The following is a 14,892-nucleotide window of genomic DNA, read 5'->3' as shown; positions in this document are numbered from 1 at the left end:
GCAGCCATTCAACTCGTCCCTTCACGCAGCCGCCGGAAAGATGCGGCGGCCCATGTGCGCACAGCGAGGATTGTCGTCCAGAGCTTCGCGAACCACGGAATGGTCAGCAGCTTGGGCTTGACGGTGACGAAGAGCCGTTCGACCACCACCAGACTGAGCAGATAGCACGTCACGATCATGGCAGTCCCGGCGATCCAGTGACCCTCCCCGGCAATCGCGACCGCGACCAATTTCAACGGCTCTACCGTCGCCGTTGGCACCGCCAAGAGAAACAGCGATTGGTAGGGTCCGAGGTTTTCGATCCGTCGTTTGAGGCTCATGAGCAGCTCCTGACCTCCTCAACTGCGCAGCGAGCGGCGACGTTCCATCGTCGGAACATTTGCCACGTTGTCCCGTTGGACGGGCCCCACTACTGATCGAGGCGTTCGGGTATGAAGAAAGATTTCGCAATCGGATGTCTGCTGGCGGCAACGATGGCAACCGGCGCATTCGCGGCGACCACCGTGCTGACGGCGGCGCCGACGGAAAGTTGGACAGTGACGAATTACTACAAGCAAGCCGTGTACGACCCGAAGGAAAGCAAGATTGGCGATATCGACGACATCCTTGTCGACAAGTCTGGCAAGATCGCCGGGTTGGTGATCGGAGTCGGCGGATTTCTCGGCGCCGCCGAGAAGGATGTCATCGTGCCTTTCACGGCGGTCAAGACAGCCGAGAAGAACGATAAGTGGTGGCTGACCCTCGACGAAACCAAGCACGATTTGAAGGGCGCGCCGGGCTTCAAATACGATCGAGCAAGCACCACTTGGGTGCCGGAGAAGAAGTAGACAAGTTATTGCGGAGAGCGAGCGTCCCGACTTTAACGCTCGTTCTCCGATTTAGGGGGAAGTGTCCCGTTCGGTCGGCGCGACTGCTGCCCCCGTCAACCGATCCAGACAATCTGACGTTGGTGACGCGTATTTCGCTTCTCGGCGCAACCAAATTTGTAGGAAACGTGAGACGGACAACTCCGAGCGTGAGCCGAAGGAAACCGAGCCGGACCAAGTCGGTCGACTCGGACGAAAACGGCCTGGCGAAACCGGGGCACAAACCGTTGCCACTTGGATCGGACGCTCGCAAGAATGCACGCGTGGTTTTCGCGCTGGTGATCGTCGCACTGTCCCTTTGGACCGCCGCTGGCTTTCTCGCCGCGTTGATATGGGCCACCATATTGGCAGTTGCCCTTTGGCCCCTTTACGCAGCTTGCGCGACTCGCGTGACCTCGGGCCCATCAGGCTGGGCCGCGTTCGTCTTCACGTGCTTCGTTGCCCTCATCCTTTTCACGCCCATGTCCCTCGCGATCTATCAGGTCGCGCAGCAGAGCGGGGAAATCGCGGATTGGCTGAAGAAGGCCCGCGAGAGCGGCATCGAAGTGCCCGATTGGATCGCCCGGCTGCCGATTGCAGCGGAGATCGCGCAGCAGTGGTGGCGCGCCAATCTTTCTGACCCGCAGGCGGCGACAGGCTGGTTGAAAGCGATCAGTGCTGATAGCGCATCAGATCTTTTCAACACCTTGGGCGGCCAGCTGCTGCACCGCATGTTCATGCTGTTTTTTTCCCTGGTCGCGCTTTTCGTTCTGCTCAGCAACGGCCGTTCCGTCGCGAGCCGATTCCTGGAAACGAGCGAAAGAATCCTTGGCCATCCCGGTGAAGGTGTAGTCGAAAAGATCGTTGATTCCATCCGCGGCACTGTGAACGGTACGGTCGTGGTCGCGGTCGGGGAGGGGATGTTGATCGGCGTCGGCTATCTTGTTGCGGGGGTGCCGAACGCTGTCATGTTCACCATATTTACTACCGCTTTCGCGATGCTCCCTTTTGGTGCCTGGGTGGCATTTTCCGCGGCGGCGCTCACTGTGATATCGAACGGACAGGAAGCCGCGGCGGCGGGCGTCTTCTGCTGGGGAGCGGTTATCATGCTGGCGGGGGACCATTTCGTGTGGCCGGTACTGGTCGGCGGTTCGGCGCGCTTGCCCTTTCTGTTCGCTTTCGTTGGGATCTTCGGAGGCTTGGCTGCTTTCGGACTCATCGGCTTATTCCTGGGGCCGGTCGTAATGGCGGCTTTGTTGACGGTGTGGCGCGAATGGATATTTCGACCGTCATAGGCACGCGATCCGATTGACAGAAGTCCTGATTGCCTTCCCTACCAAGCGAGCACACCGCAGGGGCCAAGCGCGGTGATGGACCGCCGTCTAGGCAAAGCCAGAGACAGGTAAGCCTGCCGAGGACATCACTCCGATCTGGGCAATCGAAGTCGCTTCTTCAGCTCCCATCTTCCGACCCGGTAAGTTTCCTCAAAGGAACTTAGAGCGAGCCTGCGCATTTCTTGAGCACAAGCTCACGAGAGGATCTGAGATGTCTGAAGGATTGGTACGCACGGCAGGAGCGGACGTAGTCGAGCCATCGATAGCCGGCGTTTCCTGGGCGGCGGTGTTGGCTGGAGCGGCGGCTTCGCTCGCTCTGACCTTGGTTCTTTTATCCTTCGGCGTAGGCATGGGGTTCGCCGTCGTATCGCCATGGGGACATTCCGGCGTATCGGCGACAACCTTCAAAATCGGCACAGGACTTTACTTCATCGTCATGGCGATGCTCTCTTCCGCGATCGGGGGCTATCTCGCCGGACGTCTCCGAACGAAGTGGGTGGGCGTCCACTCCACCGAGGTGCAGTTCCGAGATACGGCCCACGGTTTTTTGGCCTGGGCAGTCGCATCCGTGCTCGGCGCATTGCTACTGGCATCACCCGCAAGTTCTTTACTGGGAGGCGCGCTCGGCGGCGCCACTCAAGCAGCGGCCAACTCTGGTCCAATGGCGGGATATGTCGACACGCTGCTGCGTCCTAACGATCTGTCGGCGCAGGGTCAACAATCTGATCCACGTCCGGAAATGATCCGCCTACTCACCGCAGACTTTCGCGTCGGAAACGACGTGACGCCGACCGACAAAGCCTATGTTGCCAAGGTAGTGGCCGCCCGTACGGGCTTGAGCCAGGCCGATGCGGAGAAGCGCGTGAACGACGTAGTGACCCAAGCGAAAACGGATCTGGATAATGCCCGCAAGGCTGCAATGCAGACAGCGATCTGGCTGACGCTGTCGCTTTTCATCGGCGCGTTCTCCGCAGCCCTTGCCGCCATGGAAGGCGGCGGACTTCGTGACCTGACATGGGGAAAGAATGCTTTCCGTTCACCAACTCAACCGTCAGCAGCTCGAAACTGAGGAGTAAAAACCATGCCGATTCTACTTTGGCTCGTCGGAATCCCGATCCCACTCATCATCTTGATCATGCTCCTGCGCTGAGCGGATCATCACAACCAGCGACAGCCTTGAAGCAAGGGGCCCGTCAGGTCGGCCCCTTGAAGCAAGGGGCCCGTCAGGTCGGCGGGCCTCTTTCGCGCCAAAACTTCACCATCCATGCTCGCATCCTTGCGACGCCTCCCACTTGCGCCATGGAAAGCTAATTCCACTGTCGGAGAGAGGAACGGTTCACGATGTGCCTGGCGAGGTCGAGCATGTCCTTGGTGACTTTGACGTCCTGGATCTCGTCGAAATACTCCGCAGGATCGCGGACCTCATAAGGATGGCGAAGTAGGGGGCCTATCAGGCCTTTGTCTCGCGGAAACGGGCCGTCCAAGCCCGGCTTGGCTCCAGACAGACGATCTGTGGATACTGGCAGGCGCTCCTGGACGACCCGCGCGCGGAAGCTCGGCCGGCTCCCTCTGGAGGGGCGCTGCCGCTGAGCCAAATTCCGCAACACGTTCTGAGGGTGAGGCCGCCGCCGCTGCGCTAAGATCGTCGGAATCCAGAAGGCAGATGCCACCCGGCTCTATGGTCCGGACGCTCTGTGGAAGAAAGTAGGGACGGCGCATTTCCGCGACGGGCTGCGAACCGCAAGGACAACTACGATTTGGCGTTGGTGACGACCCATGCAGCATAGGAATTCATGAAGTTTTGGAGGAACTTGCTGGTGTCGGGATTGGTCAGCTTGCCTCGCTGATCGAACAACTTGTCGGCGAAGCAGAGATACGCTTCGGGCTGCTGCATGGCGGGGATGTTGAGAAACACGAACGTCTGCCGCAAATGCTGATTGGCGCCGAAGCCTCCGATCGCTGGGCGAGGCACTCACAACCGCGCCGGGCTTTCCGTTCCACACGCTCTTCCCGTAGGGTCGGGAGCCGACATCCAGGGCGTTCTTGAGCGCGGCAGGAATGGAGCGGTTGTACTCGGGCGTCACGAACAGGACCGCGTTGGAGCTCGCGATTCGCTCACGGAACGCCGACCACTCGGCCGGAGGCTGGTCGTCGAGATCCTGATTGTATAGCTGCAGTTGCCCGATCTCGACGATGCCGAGCTTGAGCTCCGCCGGTGCCAATTCGATGAGCGTGTTCGCGACCATGCGATTGATCGACCCCTTGCGCAGGCTGCCCACGATCATGGCTACGTCTGTCGTCTTGGCCATGGCCATCTCTCCGGTTCTAAGTCGTCATCCAATCTTCACCGTCAACATGGAGATCGATCCGCCGTCGACGCCGTTGATCGGGAAGCCAGCCGTCTCGGCCGCCTGACCGGTCGCCAGAACGTACAGCAGCGGAAGGTAGTGCTCCGGCGTCGGAATCGACAGCGTCGCGTCGGGCCCCATCTCCTCATATTCGATCAGCGGCGCGAATTTGCGCGCCAGAATGAACTCCTTCGCGCGTTCCTCGAAGCGGAGAGCCCAGTCGTAGGCATCGCGCGGATGCCCGCCCCAGGCATAGGCGTGTAGGTTGTGGACGAGGTTGCCGCTGCCGACGATCAGCACCCCTTCTTCCCGCAGCGGCGCGAGCTTCTTACCAATCTCGAAATGGACCGATGCCGGCTTGGTCTCGTCGATGCTGAGCTGGACGACGGGAACGTCTGCAGCCGGATAGACGTGCTTCAAGACCGACCACGTGCCGTGGTCTAGTCCCCAGGAATGATCCAGTTTCACGTCGAGCGGCGCGAGAAGCTGTTGAACCCTACGCGCGAGCGCGGGATCGCCGGGAGCCGGATATTCGACCCGATAGAGTGCGGGTGGAAACCCGCCGAAATCGTGGATCGTGCGCGGCGCGGTGGTTATGGTGACGCCGGTCTCCGGCACGTACCAATGCGCGGAGATCGACAGGATGGCCTTTGGCCGCGACATCGTCTGCCCAAGGTGGCTCCAGCCGTCCGTATAAGAGTTCTGCCCGATCGCATTCATCGGGTTACCGTGGCCAAAGAAGATCGCCGGGGTCAGTCTGGTCATCATTACTGCCCTTCGTGCTTCTCCAACGAGGCGCGAGGCGCCCTATGGCGCCGCAGCCGTCCTGGAACGTAGGCTCATCACTGTAGTATATCCAGCGATCCGTGGCGGTAGATGCGACCGCCCTTCATAACGAAATCCACCTTCGCCGTTGCGGCGATGTCTTCTACGGGATCTCCCGGCATCGCGACGATATCGGCCGTCCTGCCCGGAGCAATAGCCCCGAGATCATCGCGCTGCAAAAGCTCCGCGGCGACGCTGGTGCCCGCCTTCAATGCACGCACCGGAGCAAGGCCCGCCGCCACCATGGCCTGAAACTCGAGAATCCCTTCGCTGAAGGGAAACATCCCGCAGTCCGTCCCGTAAGCCACTTTCGCATTGCTCCGCGCAATGAGCTTTTGTGCCTCCTCGATCGCCGCCACGTCGCGGCGGAATTTCCAGACCGCGTGCTCGGGGAGCTTGCCTTCTTTCAGAAGCGCCTTGTCCTCGCGGGTCATCTGCATGGTAGGGACGAGGAACGCGCCCGCCTCTTCCGCCATCGCAATGCCCTCGTCGTCGATGAGGTAGCAGTGCTCGATGCTTCGCGCGCTGGCGCGCAAGGCCTGTTTGCACCCCTCCGCAGCGCCCGTGTGGACCGCCAGCGGCAGGCCGAGCTGCTGCGCGGTTTGCCCGAGGGTCAGCATCTCGTCCTCAAACCAGGTCACTCTCGCCGGGTCGTCGCCGGCGCTCATATATCCGCCGGTGTTCATGGTCTTGATCCAGTTGGCGCCAAAGGCGTGCTCCATGCGAACCAGCTCGCGAATCTTGGCGGGAGAATCTGCGACCCTGGACAGTCCCATATGGCATCGGCACGGGAACATGCCCTGCATGTCGCCATGACCCGCGGTCGCGCTGATCATGTGCGGAGCGACGATCAGGCGCGGTCCCCGCGCGAAACCGCCGTCGATGGCATCGCGCAGGTTGACGGTCGGCCACTCGGGATCCAGCGTGCCCATGTCGCGAAGCGTCGTGAAGCCGTAGCGCATGTACTGCTGCGCATAGTAAAGGCCGGCCAGCGCCTTGGCCGGCGAGCACTGCAACGTTTGCCGCGCCAGATTCAAGCCGTCGATGCAGAGATGAACGTGGGTGTCGATGAAGCCGGGGGACACGGTTCGGTCGCCGAGGTCGACGACATTCGCACCGTCCGGACGTCCGACCGAGTCCGACACTTCGGAAATGGCATCGTCTTCGATCAGGATCTCCGCCGGTCCGCGTATGGTGTCGCTCAGGCCGTCGAACAGCTTGCCACAAACGATGACCGTCTTTGCCATTCCAGCCTCCGCTCTCCGTGGAATTTGAAGACGATCGTCGCGCATCCGCGCTTAGGATCTTCCGGGTCCCGTCTGATCTCGCTTCGCGGCGTCGGCGTCCTTGCGTTTCGCGATTTTCGCGACCGGAAGGCGCCAGCCACGCCTGATCGCCATGACGCGGAGCAAGAAGCATGAAATCAGCGCCATCGACGTGACCGCGGCGATCGGCAACTGCATCATGTGGCCGACCACGACGATAGCTGACGCAACAAGGGCCGCGATGGCGTAGAGCTCGGCGCGCAGCACCGTCGGAATCTCGGCCAGCAAGACGTCGCGCACCATGCCGCCGCCGATCCCGGTGACCATGCCCAGCACCGTCGCCATCACCGGATTGAGCCCGAACGACAGCGCCTTCGACGAGCCAGCGACGGCGAAGAGCGCGAGGCCCGCCGCGTCGAAAATAAGGATGGGATTCGACATCCGCACGATGAGGGGCGAGCAGTAGAAAGTGACGATGCCGGCCAGAAGCGACACGCCGAGATAGCGCCAGTCGCCGACCGCGCCGGGCGGCACGGCGCCGATCAGGAGGTCGCGCGTGATCCCTCCCGAATTGCCAGCAGCGAACGACAAGACCAGAACGCCGAACAGATCGAGCTCTCGCCTCGCGCCTGCCAATGCTCCGCTGAGTGCAAAGACGAAAGTACCGGTCAGATCGAGCACGATCGGAAGCTTGTCCATTGATCCGGCTCTCCTGCCTCAAGAGAGGACGAGCATGCTTCGATCGATTTGGAAACCGGGCACTAGGCCGGCAGCCAGGCGCGTGCCGCCGCGACCAGCGCTTCGACGCCGGTTTGCAGCGTGGGATGGAGAACGGGCGCGAATTTCGGACTGTGATTGACCGGCAGTTCGTTGATCTTGTTCGCCTCCCTGGCCTTCGCATAGGTCGCCGGATCAGTGCCACCGACGAACCAGAAGACCGATGGCACATGCCATTCGGACCCAAACGACCCGAAATCCTCGCTGGCGGGGGCCGGCCCCGTTGCCCGGACACGGTCGGTGCCGAAATATCCTCGGAACGCATCCACCACTCGGCTGGTAGCTTCCTGATTGTTCACGTTGAGAGGGTACTGATCGATGGTCGTGATCTCCGGCGGTCGAGGCGCTCCCGAAGCGGCCGCTTCGGCATTGGCAATCCGCTCGATGGCGGCCAGGACGCGCTGGCGCACGCCGGCGTCGAAGGTCCGGACATTGAGTTTGATGATGGCCTCGTCCGGAATGACGTTCTCCTTGGTGCCTGCCTGCAGGACGCCCACGGTCAGAACGGCGGCTTCGGCGGCGGCCACTTCGCGCGACACGATGGTCTGCAGCCGCAGCACGGTCGAGGCGGCCATGACGACGGGATCGATGCTGGCCTGAGGCATCGAGCCGTGCGCCCCTCGTCCGAACAACCGTATCTGAAGGCTGTCCGCCGCCGATGTGATCGCGCCTGCGCGGCCGGCGACCGTGCCAGACGGGCCCACCATGACGTGCTGGCCCAGGATCACGTCCGGTTTGGGAAAGCGCTTGAATAGGCCGTCGTCGATCATGGCCTGCGCGCCTTCGCCCGTTTCCTCGGCGGGCTGGAAGACTGCTATCAATGTGCCGCGCCAAGAGGTCCGCGCATCCGCCATCAGCTTGGTGGCGCCCGCCAGCCAGGTGACGTGCATGTCGTGGCCGCACATATGCGAGACAGGAACGGTATTGCCGTCGCGATCCGTCGCCGTCGCCTTGCTGGCGTAGGAAAGACCGGTTGCCTCCTGGACCGGCAGCGCATCCATGTCGGCGCGCAGCATTGCGGTGGGCCCTTCGCCGTTCCGCAGCAGACCTACGACGCCAGTCTTGCCGACCCCGGTCGTGACTTCGTAACCAGCGGCACGAAGCCGGTCGGCCGCCAAACCCGCCGTGCGGGTCTCCTGCATCGAAAGTTCGGGGTGAGAGTGCACGTCTTTGTAGAGGGCTTCCAGATCGGGAAGGAGCCCGTCGAGATCGCGCAGCACTGGCTCGGAAGAAAGAGCTTGAGTATTGGCCATGGATCGACCCTTTCCGCCCACTGGACGCCATAGGCGAACTCTATTTTCCAGCCTCGCGCCCATTCTCATCCTGCGCAACTCACTTCTTCGAGCGAGACTGACGCCTGCGAGACGTTGCACACCACCTTGACAGCCGCATGAGAGATTCGGCGACGAAAGGCGCCCGGGTCTTTCGTCGTGGATCCTACGGTCGGTCTCAGCGCGTGTCTCGCCGATCAACGACCGGGCTGCGCCCGACTACGGCTCGACATTGATCGTCGCAGTGATCCATCCGCTAACCGGCGCGCGAAATTGCGTTCGCTCGCGACTAGTCTGAGCGCTGCAAATTGGCTCGCAACGATCCGAGCCACGGCTTAGTCAATGTCGGATCGCGCGCTCATTTACCGTTAACAGAGCGGCTCACTCTCCAGACCGCGTTCCCGACATCGTCCGCGACGACGAGTGCCCCAGTCCGGTCAAGTGCTACGCCGACCGGCCGCCCGTGAACCGTTTTTTTATCCGGCGCAAGGAAGTCCGTCAGCACCGGGGTCGGCATCCCGCTCGGCTGTTCGTTCGCGAAAGGAACGAAGATCACCTGATAGCCGTTCAGCGGATCGCGATCCCAGCTGCCATGTTCACCCACGAACGCGCCGTTAGCGAACTCTGGTGACAGCGTTTCTCCTTGACTGAATACAACGCCGAGTGCCGCAACATGGGAACTGAGGCCGTAATCCGGCTTGATCGCCTTCGCCACCATCGCAGGGTCCTGCGGATGGACGCGTGCGTCCTCATGCTGTCCCCAATAGCTATAGGGCCAGCCATAGAAACCGCCGTCCTTGATGGATGTGAGATAATCCGGAACCAGATCCGGCCCGATCTCGTCCCGCTCATTGACCACAGCGAACAATTGCCCCGTTCCAGGTTGGATGGCGAGGTTCGTCGGATTGCGCGTTCCGGTCGCGTAAAGGCGCTTGGCGCCCGTCAGACGATCAACTTCGTAGATCGCTGCACGCCCTTCTTCGATGTCTATCCCATTCTCGGTGATGTTGCTGTTGGAGCCGACCCCGACATAGAGCTTTGACCCGTCCGGGCTGGCCACCATCGACTTGGTCCAGTGATGGTTGATCGGACCCGCGGGCAAGTCGGCAAGCTTCGTTCCGGGCACCGTGATTTGCGTCTGTCCCGGTGTGAAGGGGAAGGCGATAATCGCGTCGGTGTTGGCGACGTACAAAGTGTCCGCCACCCATGCGACGCCGTACGGCGAGTGCAGATGGTCGACCAGGACAGTCGTCATCTCCGGAACGCCGTCGCCGGTGGCGTCACGCAACAAAGTGATGCGATTGCCGCCCTTGTCGGACGCACCGGCGCGCGCCTTCACTTTGCCTGAGATGTAATCCTTGGGCCGGAATGGTTTGGTACCGGGACCGTTGGCTTCGACGACGAGGATATCGCCGTTTGGCAATGGATAGACGATGCGCGGATGCATCAGTCCGGTCGCCATCGCCTGGATGCGCATGCCAGCTGGAACCGTGGGCGTTTCGCCGGTCTTCCAGCCTACCGCCTGCGGTACGCTCATGGGCGGCACCAGATATTGATGAGCCTCGGGAAGGTCGGGATTAGGCCCATACTGCTTTGATGGATCGCCGCCTTTGTCGCTACAGGCGGCGACCAAAGCGAAGATTATCAATCCAGAAGTCGCTCGAACTCGGGTCCCGATCATCGGCTTTCTCCCCGGCCCGCGCTCTTGATGGCGGTAACGCACCATCCGCGAAGACCGGCGGCAAGGAGCAGGATCGTGACGATGGTGGATAGGGTGATCCCAGTTGGGACAACGGAAGTCCACGCATCACGCGTATGAACGAAGACGTTGACCAGGGAGAGGAATGCGGCAGCCGCTATCAACCCAAAATCGAGCCAGCGGATCGGCCCGGCACTTCCAAGCGCGACGTCGATTACCAGGAAGATCGTTGCGATGAGCGCCAACACAAGGCCCCCTGTGATCAGCCAAACTGAGAAGTTGGCCCACTGCGACAGCGAGTTGCTTGTGTACATATAGTCGGTGAACAGAGCGGCCATGAGCAGCGCGCCCCCCAGTCCAACGAAAAACGGGTGCAGTAGCGCATGCGTACGGACAATTGGCCGCGCCATATCTTCCTCCCGTTTACTGCGGCCTGATTAAAGTCGGCCAGTCCCGATCTTTGCACGGAAATCCGGGGGACGACAACGGTCTTCAGTTTTTCGGAACACGCGATTCTGCGCGGTAAGGGACCGCCAAAAAAGGTGATGCTGGCGGTCGAAATCGGACGCGAACTAAACCTCAAGGACGCTGTCTTCGTCGGCCATTCGGTCAGCGCCATGATCGGCCTCCTGGCCTCTTCGAAGGCACCCGACCTTTTCGGATGATGGCGAGTACGTGGGCGGCTTCAACGAAAAGCAGATCGCAGAGCTGCTCGGGTTTTTTGAAGACAATCACATGGGATGGTCCGCCGCCATGACGCCTTCGAACCAGCCAAGGGTCGCCCTTTCAAAGGCGCCGACGGCGGTAAGAGATGCCGCGGTGATTCCGGCATCTTTGGCGAGCTTTGTGAGGGTCGTGAATGCTTCCTCGCCAGATTCAACGATTGCGATGCGAGCTTGCGAGCCCGCGTCGCCCGATAATTTGGCGCTCCTCATTGTCGTCAAGCCGCGCTGCGCTGCGTGTGTCGACCTTCCTTGACCTCTTCCACGATCTTGGCGCAGAAGGCCTCGAGATCGCCCGGGTTGCGGGAGGTGATGACGCCCTGGTCGACGACGACCTCTGCGTCTTCCCATTTCGCGCCGGCGTTCGCAACGTCCGTCTTGATCGACTTGAACGACGTCATCTTGCGACCTTTCGCGATTCCGGTCTCGACGAGAAGCCAAGGAGCGTGGCAGACGGCTGCCACGACCTTCTTGGCATCGAAGATATCCTTGATGAACTTCAGCGCCTTGGGCTCGACGCGCAGGAGATCCGGATTGATCTGCCCGCCGGGCAATACGATCGCGTCGTAGTCGGCGGCCGATGCTTCGTCGAGCGTCTTGTCGACCTTTACCGGGCGCCCCCAATCCTTCTCGTCCCAGCCCTTGATCTCGCCTGCGGCGAGCGAAACGATGTCGACCGTCGCGCCAGCCTTCTTCAAGCGCTCCTGTGGCACCTCCAGCTCGGCCTGCTCAAAGCCGTTCGTGGCGAGAATGGCGATCTTTTTGCCGCTCAGATCCATGAGTCCAATCCTTCGTTTTGGGTTTCATCCAACAATCGATGGTCTCGAACATCGTTCCTGAAAGCCGGATCGGCCGGGAATTAGGATCTGACCGCCGCGACCACGGTCAAGAGGGATTAGAAGCAGCAGGAGAGTCGCATGGCCGACAGGTTCCCCAGGCAAGGTCGTCATCGTCACGGGAGCAGTTTCCGATATCGGAGAAGCTGCAGCACGCCGCTTTGTTGCGGACGGGCATTTTTCCGGAAGCGTCACTCGTGAGGATCCGGGACGTGCTGGACTCGATCGGGGACGCTTGCCCCGAGTGCCCGGCCGACGATTGACGAGAATCGCTGCTGCACCTTCGGAGGTTCAGCCGTCGCGCGCTTCCCGGATGAGTTCGCCGGTGGCAGTCCCCAGTTATTTGCGACAAGGGACTACAAGTGGGACGAGCCCCCAGAAGCATGCTAGGCTGCACGTCTTCTACTCTCAGATCATTGCCGCGAGAGGTTGATTATGCCCGCCTATTTCATTGTCCAAAACACCATCAAGGACGAAGCGCAGTACCAGAGATACGTGCAGGCCGTCGTGCCGTTCATAGCCAGCTTTGGCGGAAAGCTTGCAGCCAGACGGGCGAAGGTGGAGGTGCTGGAAGGCGAACACGATCAGCGCCCCGTCGTCATGTTCGAGTTTCCCGACATGCAGGCGATCCACGCATTCTGGAATTCGCCGGACTACGTTTCGATCAAGAAGCTGCGCGAGGGTATAGCTACCATGAACATCTGGGCTTTTCCCGGCGCCTGATCGGTGGACGAAAGGTGGCTGGTGGGGACGCAGAGGCTAACCGGTGGCCGCGAACAGAACCATTTGCCCGGCAGGCCCTTCAATTCGTACGAACCGCGCTCGCTGAACCGCAGTCCCGTGCCCGCGACGAGATCGGTCACAACTCGCGAAACCAGCACCTCGTCCGGCGCGGATTGCGACATGACGCGCGCCGCCGCGTGGACGGGCCCCCAATGTCGCGTATGCAGACCAGCGCGTACCGGCAAGCCGATCTGATGCGCGGCACTGCTGAACAACAGCGCGCACCGGATCGCACGACCGGGCCCGTCGAAGGTGGCGAGCACGCCGTCTCCCGTGGTCTTCACCAGATTGCCTCGATGCCGGTCGATGCCGTCTTCGCCCCATAGCATCACATGCGGCACGGGCGAGCGAAGCAGAATCGACCTCGCCGTCTTCAAGCATTGCGGCCAGGCATCGAGCGGTCCAAGCGTTGCAGACCAGTCGCGCTCCGCGATCAGTCGGCCCGCGTCACCGCCGCCATTCAGAAAGGCCGTAGCTTCAGAGCTCCAGATCTGAGAGGCGGCGACATTCCACTTGAATGTGGAACCTGAAACCCTCGATTCGTCGGTCATCTCTGCCCCTCTCGCTGACCCTGGGCGAATCTAATTGCCGCAGATGCTTGTATAAGTCGATGGAAGGCGTCGAGTTCGAAGTCGGCGGGGAACCGCGATGAAGGAGCCATCGGATGCGTCAGGGAGTGCTACGCTGATTTCCGCCGCGCCCGCGCGGCCGGCTTCTTCGCCGCGGCCTCTTTGGCCGGCTTCTTGCCCGCGATCGGCATCAGCCTTTCCTTCTGGCCAGCGGACGCCTTCTTCGCTTTCTTGGCCGGTTTTTTCGGAGCCTCGGTCTTGGCCGCGGCGCCACCGACGCTCTTGCGCAGCGCGTCCATCAGGTCCACGACGTTCTTGCCGCGGGGCCGCTCCTTCGGGGTGATGGGCTTGCCGGCGCGCTTCTGGTTGATGAGCTCGACCAGCGCGCTTTCGTAGTGATCCTCGAACTTCGCTCGAAGGTGCCGGCCTTCTGGTTCACGATGTGCCTGGCGAGGTCGAGCATGTCCTTGGTGACTTTGACGTCCTGGATCTCGTCGAAATACTCCGCCGGGGCGCGGACTTCGTAGGGATAACGCAGCAGGGTGCCTATCAATCCTTTGTCTCGCCCCTCGAGCGCGATGATGTGCTCGCGGTTGGTCAGCACCACGCGCCCGATCGCGACCTTGTCCATCTCGCGGATGGTCTCGCGGATCACGGCGAAGGCGTCATTGGCCGACCTTGCCGTCCAGCGTCGGCATTGCTCAGCCCTGCTCTTAAACCGATCCGCTTCCGACACACCTTTTCCCCTCTCGAGTGCTAATCGCGCGAGAGGTGCACCGTTCCGGGAACGAGTCTGCGCTCCTCAAAGTGAATCCCGGTTCTTTTAATCCGATTTGTCCACGATGGGGCTGAGCTCTCTAATGGCGCAAAACCGTGAGCCATCCTTGCGCAGGCGCCAGCCCTCCTCGCCGCCGCCCTTGCCCTTCGCCAGCGCGTCCTCAATTTCACGAGATGGGCTTCCTAGTCCTGATCGGCAAACACCTGGGAAAGCGAATGCCCGAGCATTTCGGCTGGCTTCGATCCGAGGATCTTGGAAGGTCCGGTATTCCCGCCCGTCAGCCGCCCCTGTAGATTCGTGGTGATAATGGCAGTATCGGTCGCCCCATCGACGATCTGCCTCGACTGCCACGCGTCAATCTGCGGCTCCGATTTTTCAGTCTTTGTGTCATGAGCCTCCAGGGCGGGCGGTCGAGCGGAAACTCTGCCAATCGCAATTGCCGGCTTGCGGTGAGACCACTAGGGGCGTAGCGCCCCTTCGCCTTCCAGCGGCATCTGGAACGTGAACCTGGTCTCCGCTTGGGACGAAGCGACCCCGATCGAGCCACCGTGGGCCTTTGCTATTTCGGCCGCGATGTAGAGCCCCAACCCAAGTCCTTGCGAAGGCCCATGCGCCTCTCCCCGGTAGAACGGCTGAAACAGGCGCTTGCGAGCCCCTTCCGGAATGGCTGCACCCGCGTTTGCCACGGAAAGCTCGAACATCTCTGCTGAGGCGCTCGCCTCAACCAGCACCGGCTGGTCCGGCGCGCCGTGGCTGATCGCGTTGCCGAGCAGGTTCGAGAACAACTGGGCGATGCGGGCCGGATCGCAGAAGACCGGCCTCTCGACCTCGAAATTGGTC

General features: G+C 61.5%; 15 protein-coding genes and 4 pseudogenes. 5 read left to right on the top strand and 14 right to left on the bottom strand.

The genetic code is table 11. The features are described from left to right. Positions 1-8: 8 nt before the first annotated feature. Positions 9-320 carry a hypothetical protein gene (locus IVA74_RS25235; RefSeq protein WP_247349025.1) on the bottom strand — a complete coding sequence of 104 codons (312 nt, stop codon included), beginning with the start codon at positions 318-320 and terminating at the stop codon, positions 9-11. Between the two features lie 111 nt (positions 321-431). Between IVA74_RS25235 and IVA74_RS25230 the strand changes: the two genes are divergently transcribed. From IVA74_RS25230 to IVA74_RS25220, 3 genes are all read left to right on the top strand, one after another. Further along, positions 432-827 carry a PRC-barrel domain-containing protein gene (locus IVA74_RS25230; RefSeq protein ID WP_247349023.1) on the top strand — a complete coding sequence of 132 codons (396 nt, stop codon included), beginning with the start codon at positions 432-434 and terminating at the stop codon, positions 825-827. 302 nt (positions 828-1,129) lie between these two features. Continuing rightward, positions 1,130-2,140, top strand: coding sequence for an AI-2E family transporter (locus IVA74_RS25225; protein ID WP_247349021.1), 1,011 nt, complete (start codon positions 1,130-1,132; stop codon positions 2,138-2,140). Positions 2,141-2,390: 250 nt separating this feature from the next. Beyond that, positions 2,391-3,248: a hypothetical protein gene (locus IVA74_RS25220; protein ID WP_247349019.1), complete on the top strand. Its 858-nt coding sequence runs from the start codon at positions 2,391-2,393 to the stop codon at positions 3,246-3,248. A gap of 256 nt (positions 3,249-3,504) precedes the next feature. On the opposite strand, the pseudogene IVA74_RS25215 reads toward IVA74_RS25220, so the two are convergent. From IVA74_RS25215 to IVA74_RS25180, 9 genes and pseudogenes are all read right to left on the bottom strand, one after another. Next, positions 3,505-3,648, bottom strand: a pseudogene (locus tag IVA74_RS25215) (Ku protein); the annotation flags it as partial. 281 nt (positions 3,649-3,929) lie between these two features. Further along, entirely contained in the window at positions 3,930-4,151 is a 222-nt protein-coding gene (locus tag IVA74_RS41260; protein WP_346730980.1) for a hypothetical protein, read from the bottom strand. A gap of 37 nt (positions 4,152-4,188) precedes the next feature. After that, positions 4,189-4,425 (bottom strand): annotated as a pseudogene (locus tag IVA74_RS41255) (NAD(P)H-dependent oxidoreductase); the annotation flags it as partial. Between the two features lie 87 nt (positions 4,426-4,512). Further along, positions 4,513-5,292, bottom strand: a complete 780-nt coding sequence (gene ygiD / locus IVA74_RS25205; protein WP_247349017.1) for a 4,5-DOPA dioxygenase extradiol — start codon at positions 5,290-5,292, stop codon at positions 4,513-4,515. Positions 5,293-5,369: 77 nt separating this feature from the next. Next, on the bottom strand, positions 5,370-6,599 hold the full coding sequence (locus tag IVA74_RS25200; protein ID WP_247349015.1) for an amidohydrolase family protein: 1,230 nt from the start codon (positions 6,597-6,599) through the stop codon (positions 5,370-5,372). Between the two features lie 51 nt (positions 6,600-6,650). After that, a complete protein-coding gene (locus tag IVA74_RS25195) occupies positions 6,651-7,316 on the bottom strand; it encodes a trimeric intracellular cation channel family protein (protein ID WP_247349014.1) in 666 nt (221 codons plus the stop codon). A gap of 62 nt (positions 7,317-7,378) precedes the next feature. After that, on the bottom strand, positions 7,379-8,647 hold the full coding sequence (locus IVA74_RS25190; protein WP_247349013.1) for a M20 family metallopeptidase: 1,269 nt from the start codon (positions 8,645-8,647) through the stop codon (positions 7,379-7,381). 376 nt (positions 8,648-9,023) lie between these two features. Then, positions 9,024-10,346 (bottom strand): sorbosone dehydrogenase family protein, encoded by a 1,323-nt coding sequence (locus tag IVA74_RS25185; RefSeq protein WP_247349012.1) that lies wholly within the window; start codon positions 10,344-10,346, stop codon positions 9,024-9,026. Continuing rightward, complete coding sequence (locus IVA74_RS25180; RefSeq protein WP_247448022.1) at positions 10,343-10,774, bottom strand: DUF2231 domain-containing protein; 432 nt, start codon at positions 10,772-10,774, stop codon at positions 10,343-10,345. Before IVA74_RS25180 ends, IVA74_RS25185 begins: the two co-directional genes overlap by 4 nt. 144 nt (positions 10,775-10,918) lie before the next feature. On the opposite strand from IVA74_RS25180, the pseudogene IVA74_RS25175 reads away from it, so the two are divergent. After that, a pseudogene (locus IVA74_RS25175) lies at positions 10,919-11,126 on the top strand (alpha/beta hydrolase); the annotation flags it as partial. A 178-nt stretch (positions 11,127-11,304) separates the two neighbouring features. Here the strand turns inward: IVA74_RS25175 and IVA74_RS25170 are convergent. Then, positions 11,305-11,865 (bottom strand): type 1 glutamine amidotransferase domain-containing protein, encoded by a 561-nt coding sequence (locus IVA74_RS25170; RefSeq protein WP_247349010.1) that lies wholly within the window; start codon positions 11,863-11,865, stop codon positions 11,305-11,307. Positions 11,866-12,357: 492 nt separating this feature from the next. Here IVA74_RS25170 and IVA74_RS25165 point away from each other — a divergent pair, with 492 nt between their 5' ends. Further along, positions 12,358-12,645 carry a DUF1330 domain-containing protein gene (locus IVA74_RS25165; RefSeq protein ID WP_247349009.1) on the top strand — a complete coding sequence of 96 codons (288 nt, stop codon included), beginning with the start codon at positions 12,358-12,360 and terminating at the stop codon, positions 12,643-12,645. Here IVA74_RS25165 and IVA74_RS25160 read toward each other — a convergent pair. From IVA74_RS25160 to IVA74_RS25150, 3 genes and pseudogenes are all read right to left on the bottom strand, one after another. Then, the gene (locus tag IVA74_RS25160) at positions 12,576-13,256 is read right to left on the bottom strand and encodes an adenylate/guanylate cyclase domain-containing protein (protein ID WP_247349008.1); all 681 of its coding nucleotides are present in this window, start codon (positions 13,254-13,256) and stop codon (positions 12,576-12,578) included. The two genes, IVA74_RS25165 and IVA74_RS25160, sit on opposite strands and share 70 nt — an antisense overlap. Positions 13,257-13,384: 128 nt before the next feature. After that, positions 13,385-14,034: pseudogene (locus IVA74_RS25155) on the bottom strand (Ku protein); the annotation flags it as partial. Positions 14,035-14,510: 476 nt separating this feature from the next. Beyond that, the coding region (locus IVA74_RS25150; RefSeq protein WP_247349007.1) for a sensor histidine kinase at positions 14,511-14,892 on the bottom strand (382 nt) is incomplete at its 5' end.

This window comes from Bradyrhizobium sp. 132 (genome assembly GCF_023074185.1).
In the GTDB taxonomy this organism is placed as follows: domain Bacteria; phylum Pseudomonadota; class Alphaproteobacteria; order Rhizobiales; family Xanthobacteraceae; genus Bradyrhizobium.
This window is presented reverse-complemented; position numbering and strand designations above follow the sequence as displayed.

What these genes read in the sequence shown, in the direction of transcription:
- IVA74_RS25235 (WP_247349025.1), bottom strand. Translation starts at nt 320, where the DNA reads ATGAGCCTCAAACGACGGATCGAAAACCTCGGACCCTACCAATCGCTG.
- IVA74_RS25230 (WP_247349023.1), top strand. Translation starts at nt 432, where the DNA reads ATGAAGAAAGATTTCGCAATCGGATGTCTGCTGGCGGCAACGATGGCA.
- IVA74_RS25220 (WP_247349019.1), top strand. Translation starts at nt 2,391, where the DNA reads ATGTCTGAAGGATTGGTACGCACGGCAGGAGCGGACGTAGTCGAGCCA.
- ygiD (WP_247349017.1), bottom strand. Translation starts at nt 5,292, where the DNA reads ATGACCAGACTGACCCCGGCGATCTTCTTTGGCCACGGTAACCCGATG.
- IVA74_RS25200 (WP_247349015.1), bottom strand. Translation starts at nt 6,599, where the DNA reads ATGGCAAAGACGGTCATCGTTTGTGGCAAGCTGTTCGACGGCCTGAGC.
- IVA74_RS25195 (WP_247349014.1), bottom strand. Translation starts at nt 7,316, where the DNA reads ATGGACAAGCTTCCGATCGTGCTCGATCTGACCGGTACTTTCGTCTTT.
- IVA74_RS25190 (WP_247349013.1), bottom strand. Translation starts at nt 8,647, where the DNA reads ATGGCCAATACTCAAGCTCTTTCTTCCGAGCCAGTGCTGCGCGATCTC.
- IVA74_RS25185 (WP_247349012.1), bottom strand. Translation starts at nt 10,346, where the DNA reads ATGATCGGGACCCGAGTTCGAGCGACTTCTGGATTGATAATCTTCGCT.
- IVA74_RS25180 (WP_247448022.1), bottom strand. Translation starts at nt 10,774, where the DNA reads ATGGCGCGGCCAATTGTCCGTACGCATGCGCTACTGCACCCGTTTTTC.
- IVA74_RS25170 (WP_247349010.1), bottom strand. Translation starts at nt 11,865, where the DNA reads ATGGATCTGAGCGGCAAAAAGATCGCCATTCTCGCCACGAACGGCTTT.
- IVA74_RS25165 (WP_247349009.1), top strand. Translation starts at nt 12,358, where the DNA reads ATGCCCGCCTATTTCATTGTCCAAAACACCATCAAGGACGAAGCGCAG.
- IVA74_RS25160 (WP_247349008.1), bottom strand. Translation starts at nt 13,256, where the DNA reads ATGACCGACGAATCGAGGGTTTCAGGTTCCACATTCAAGTGGAATGTC.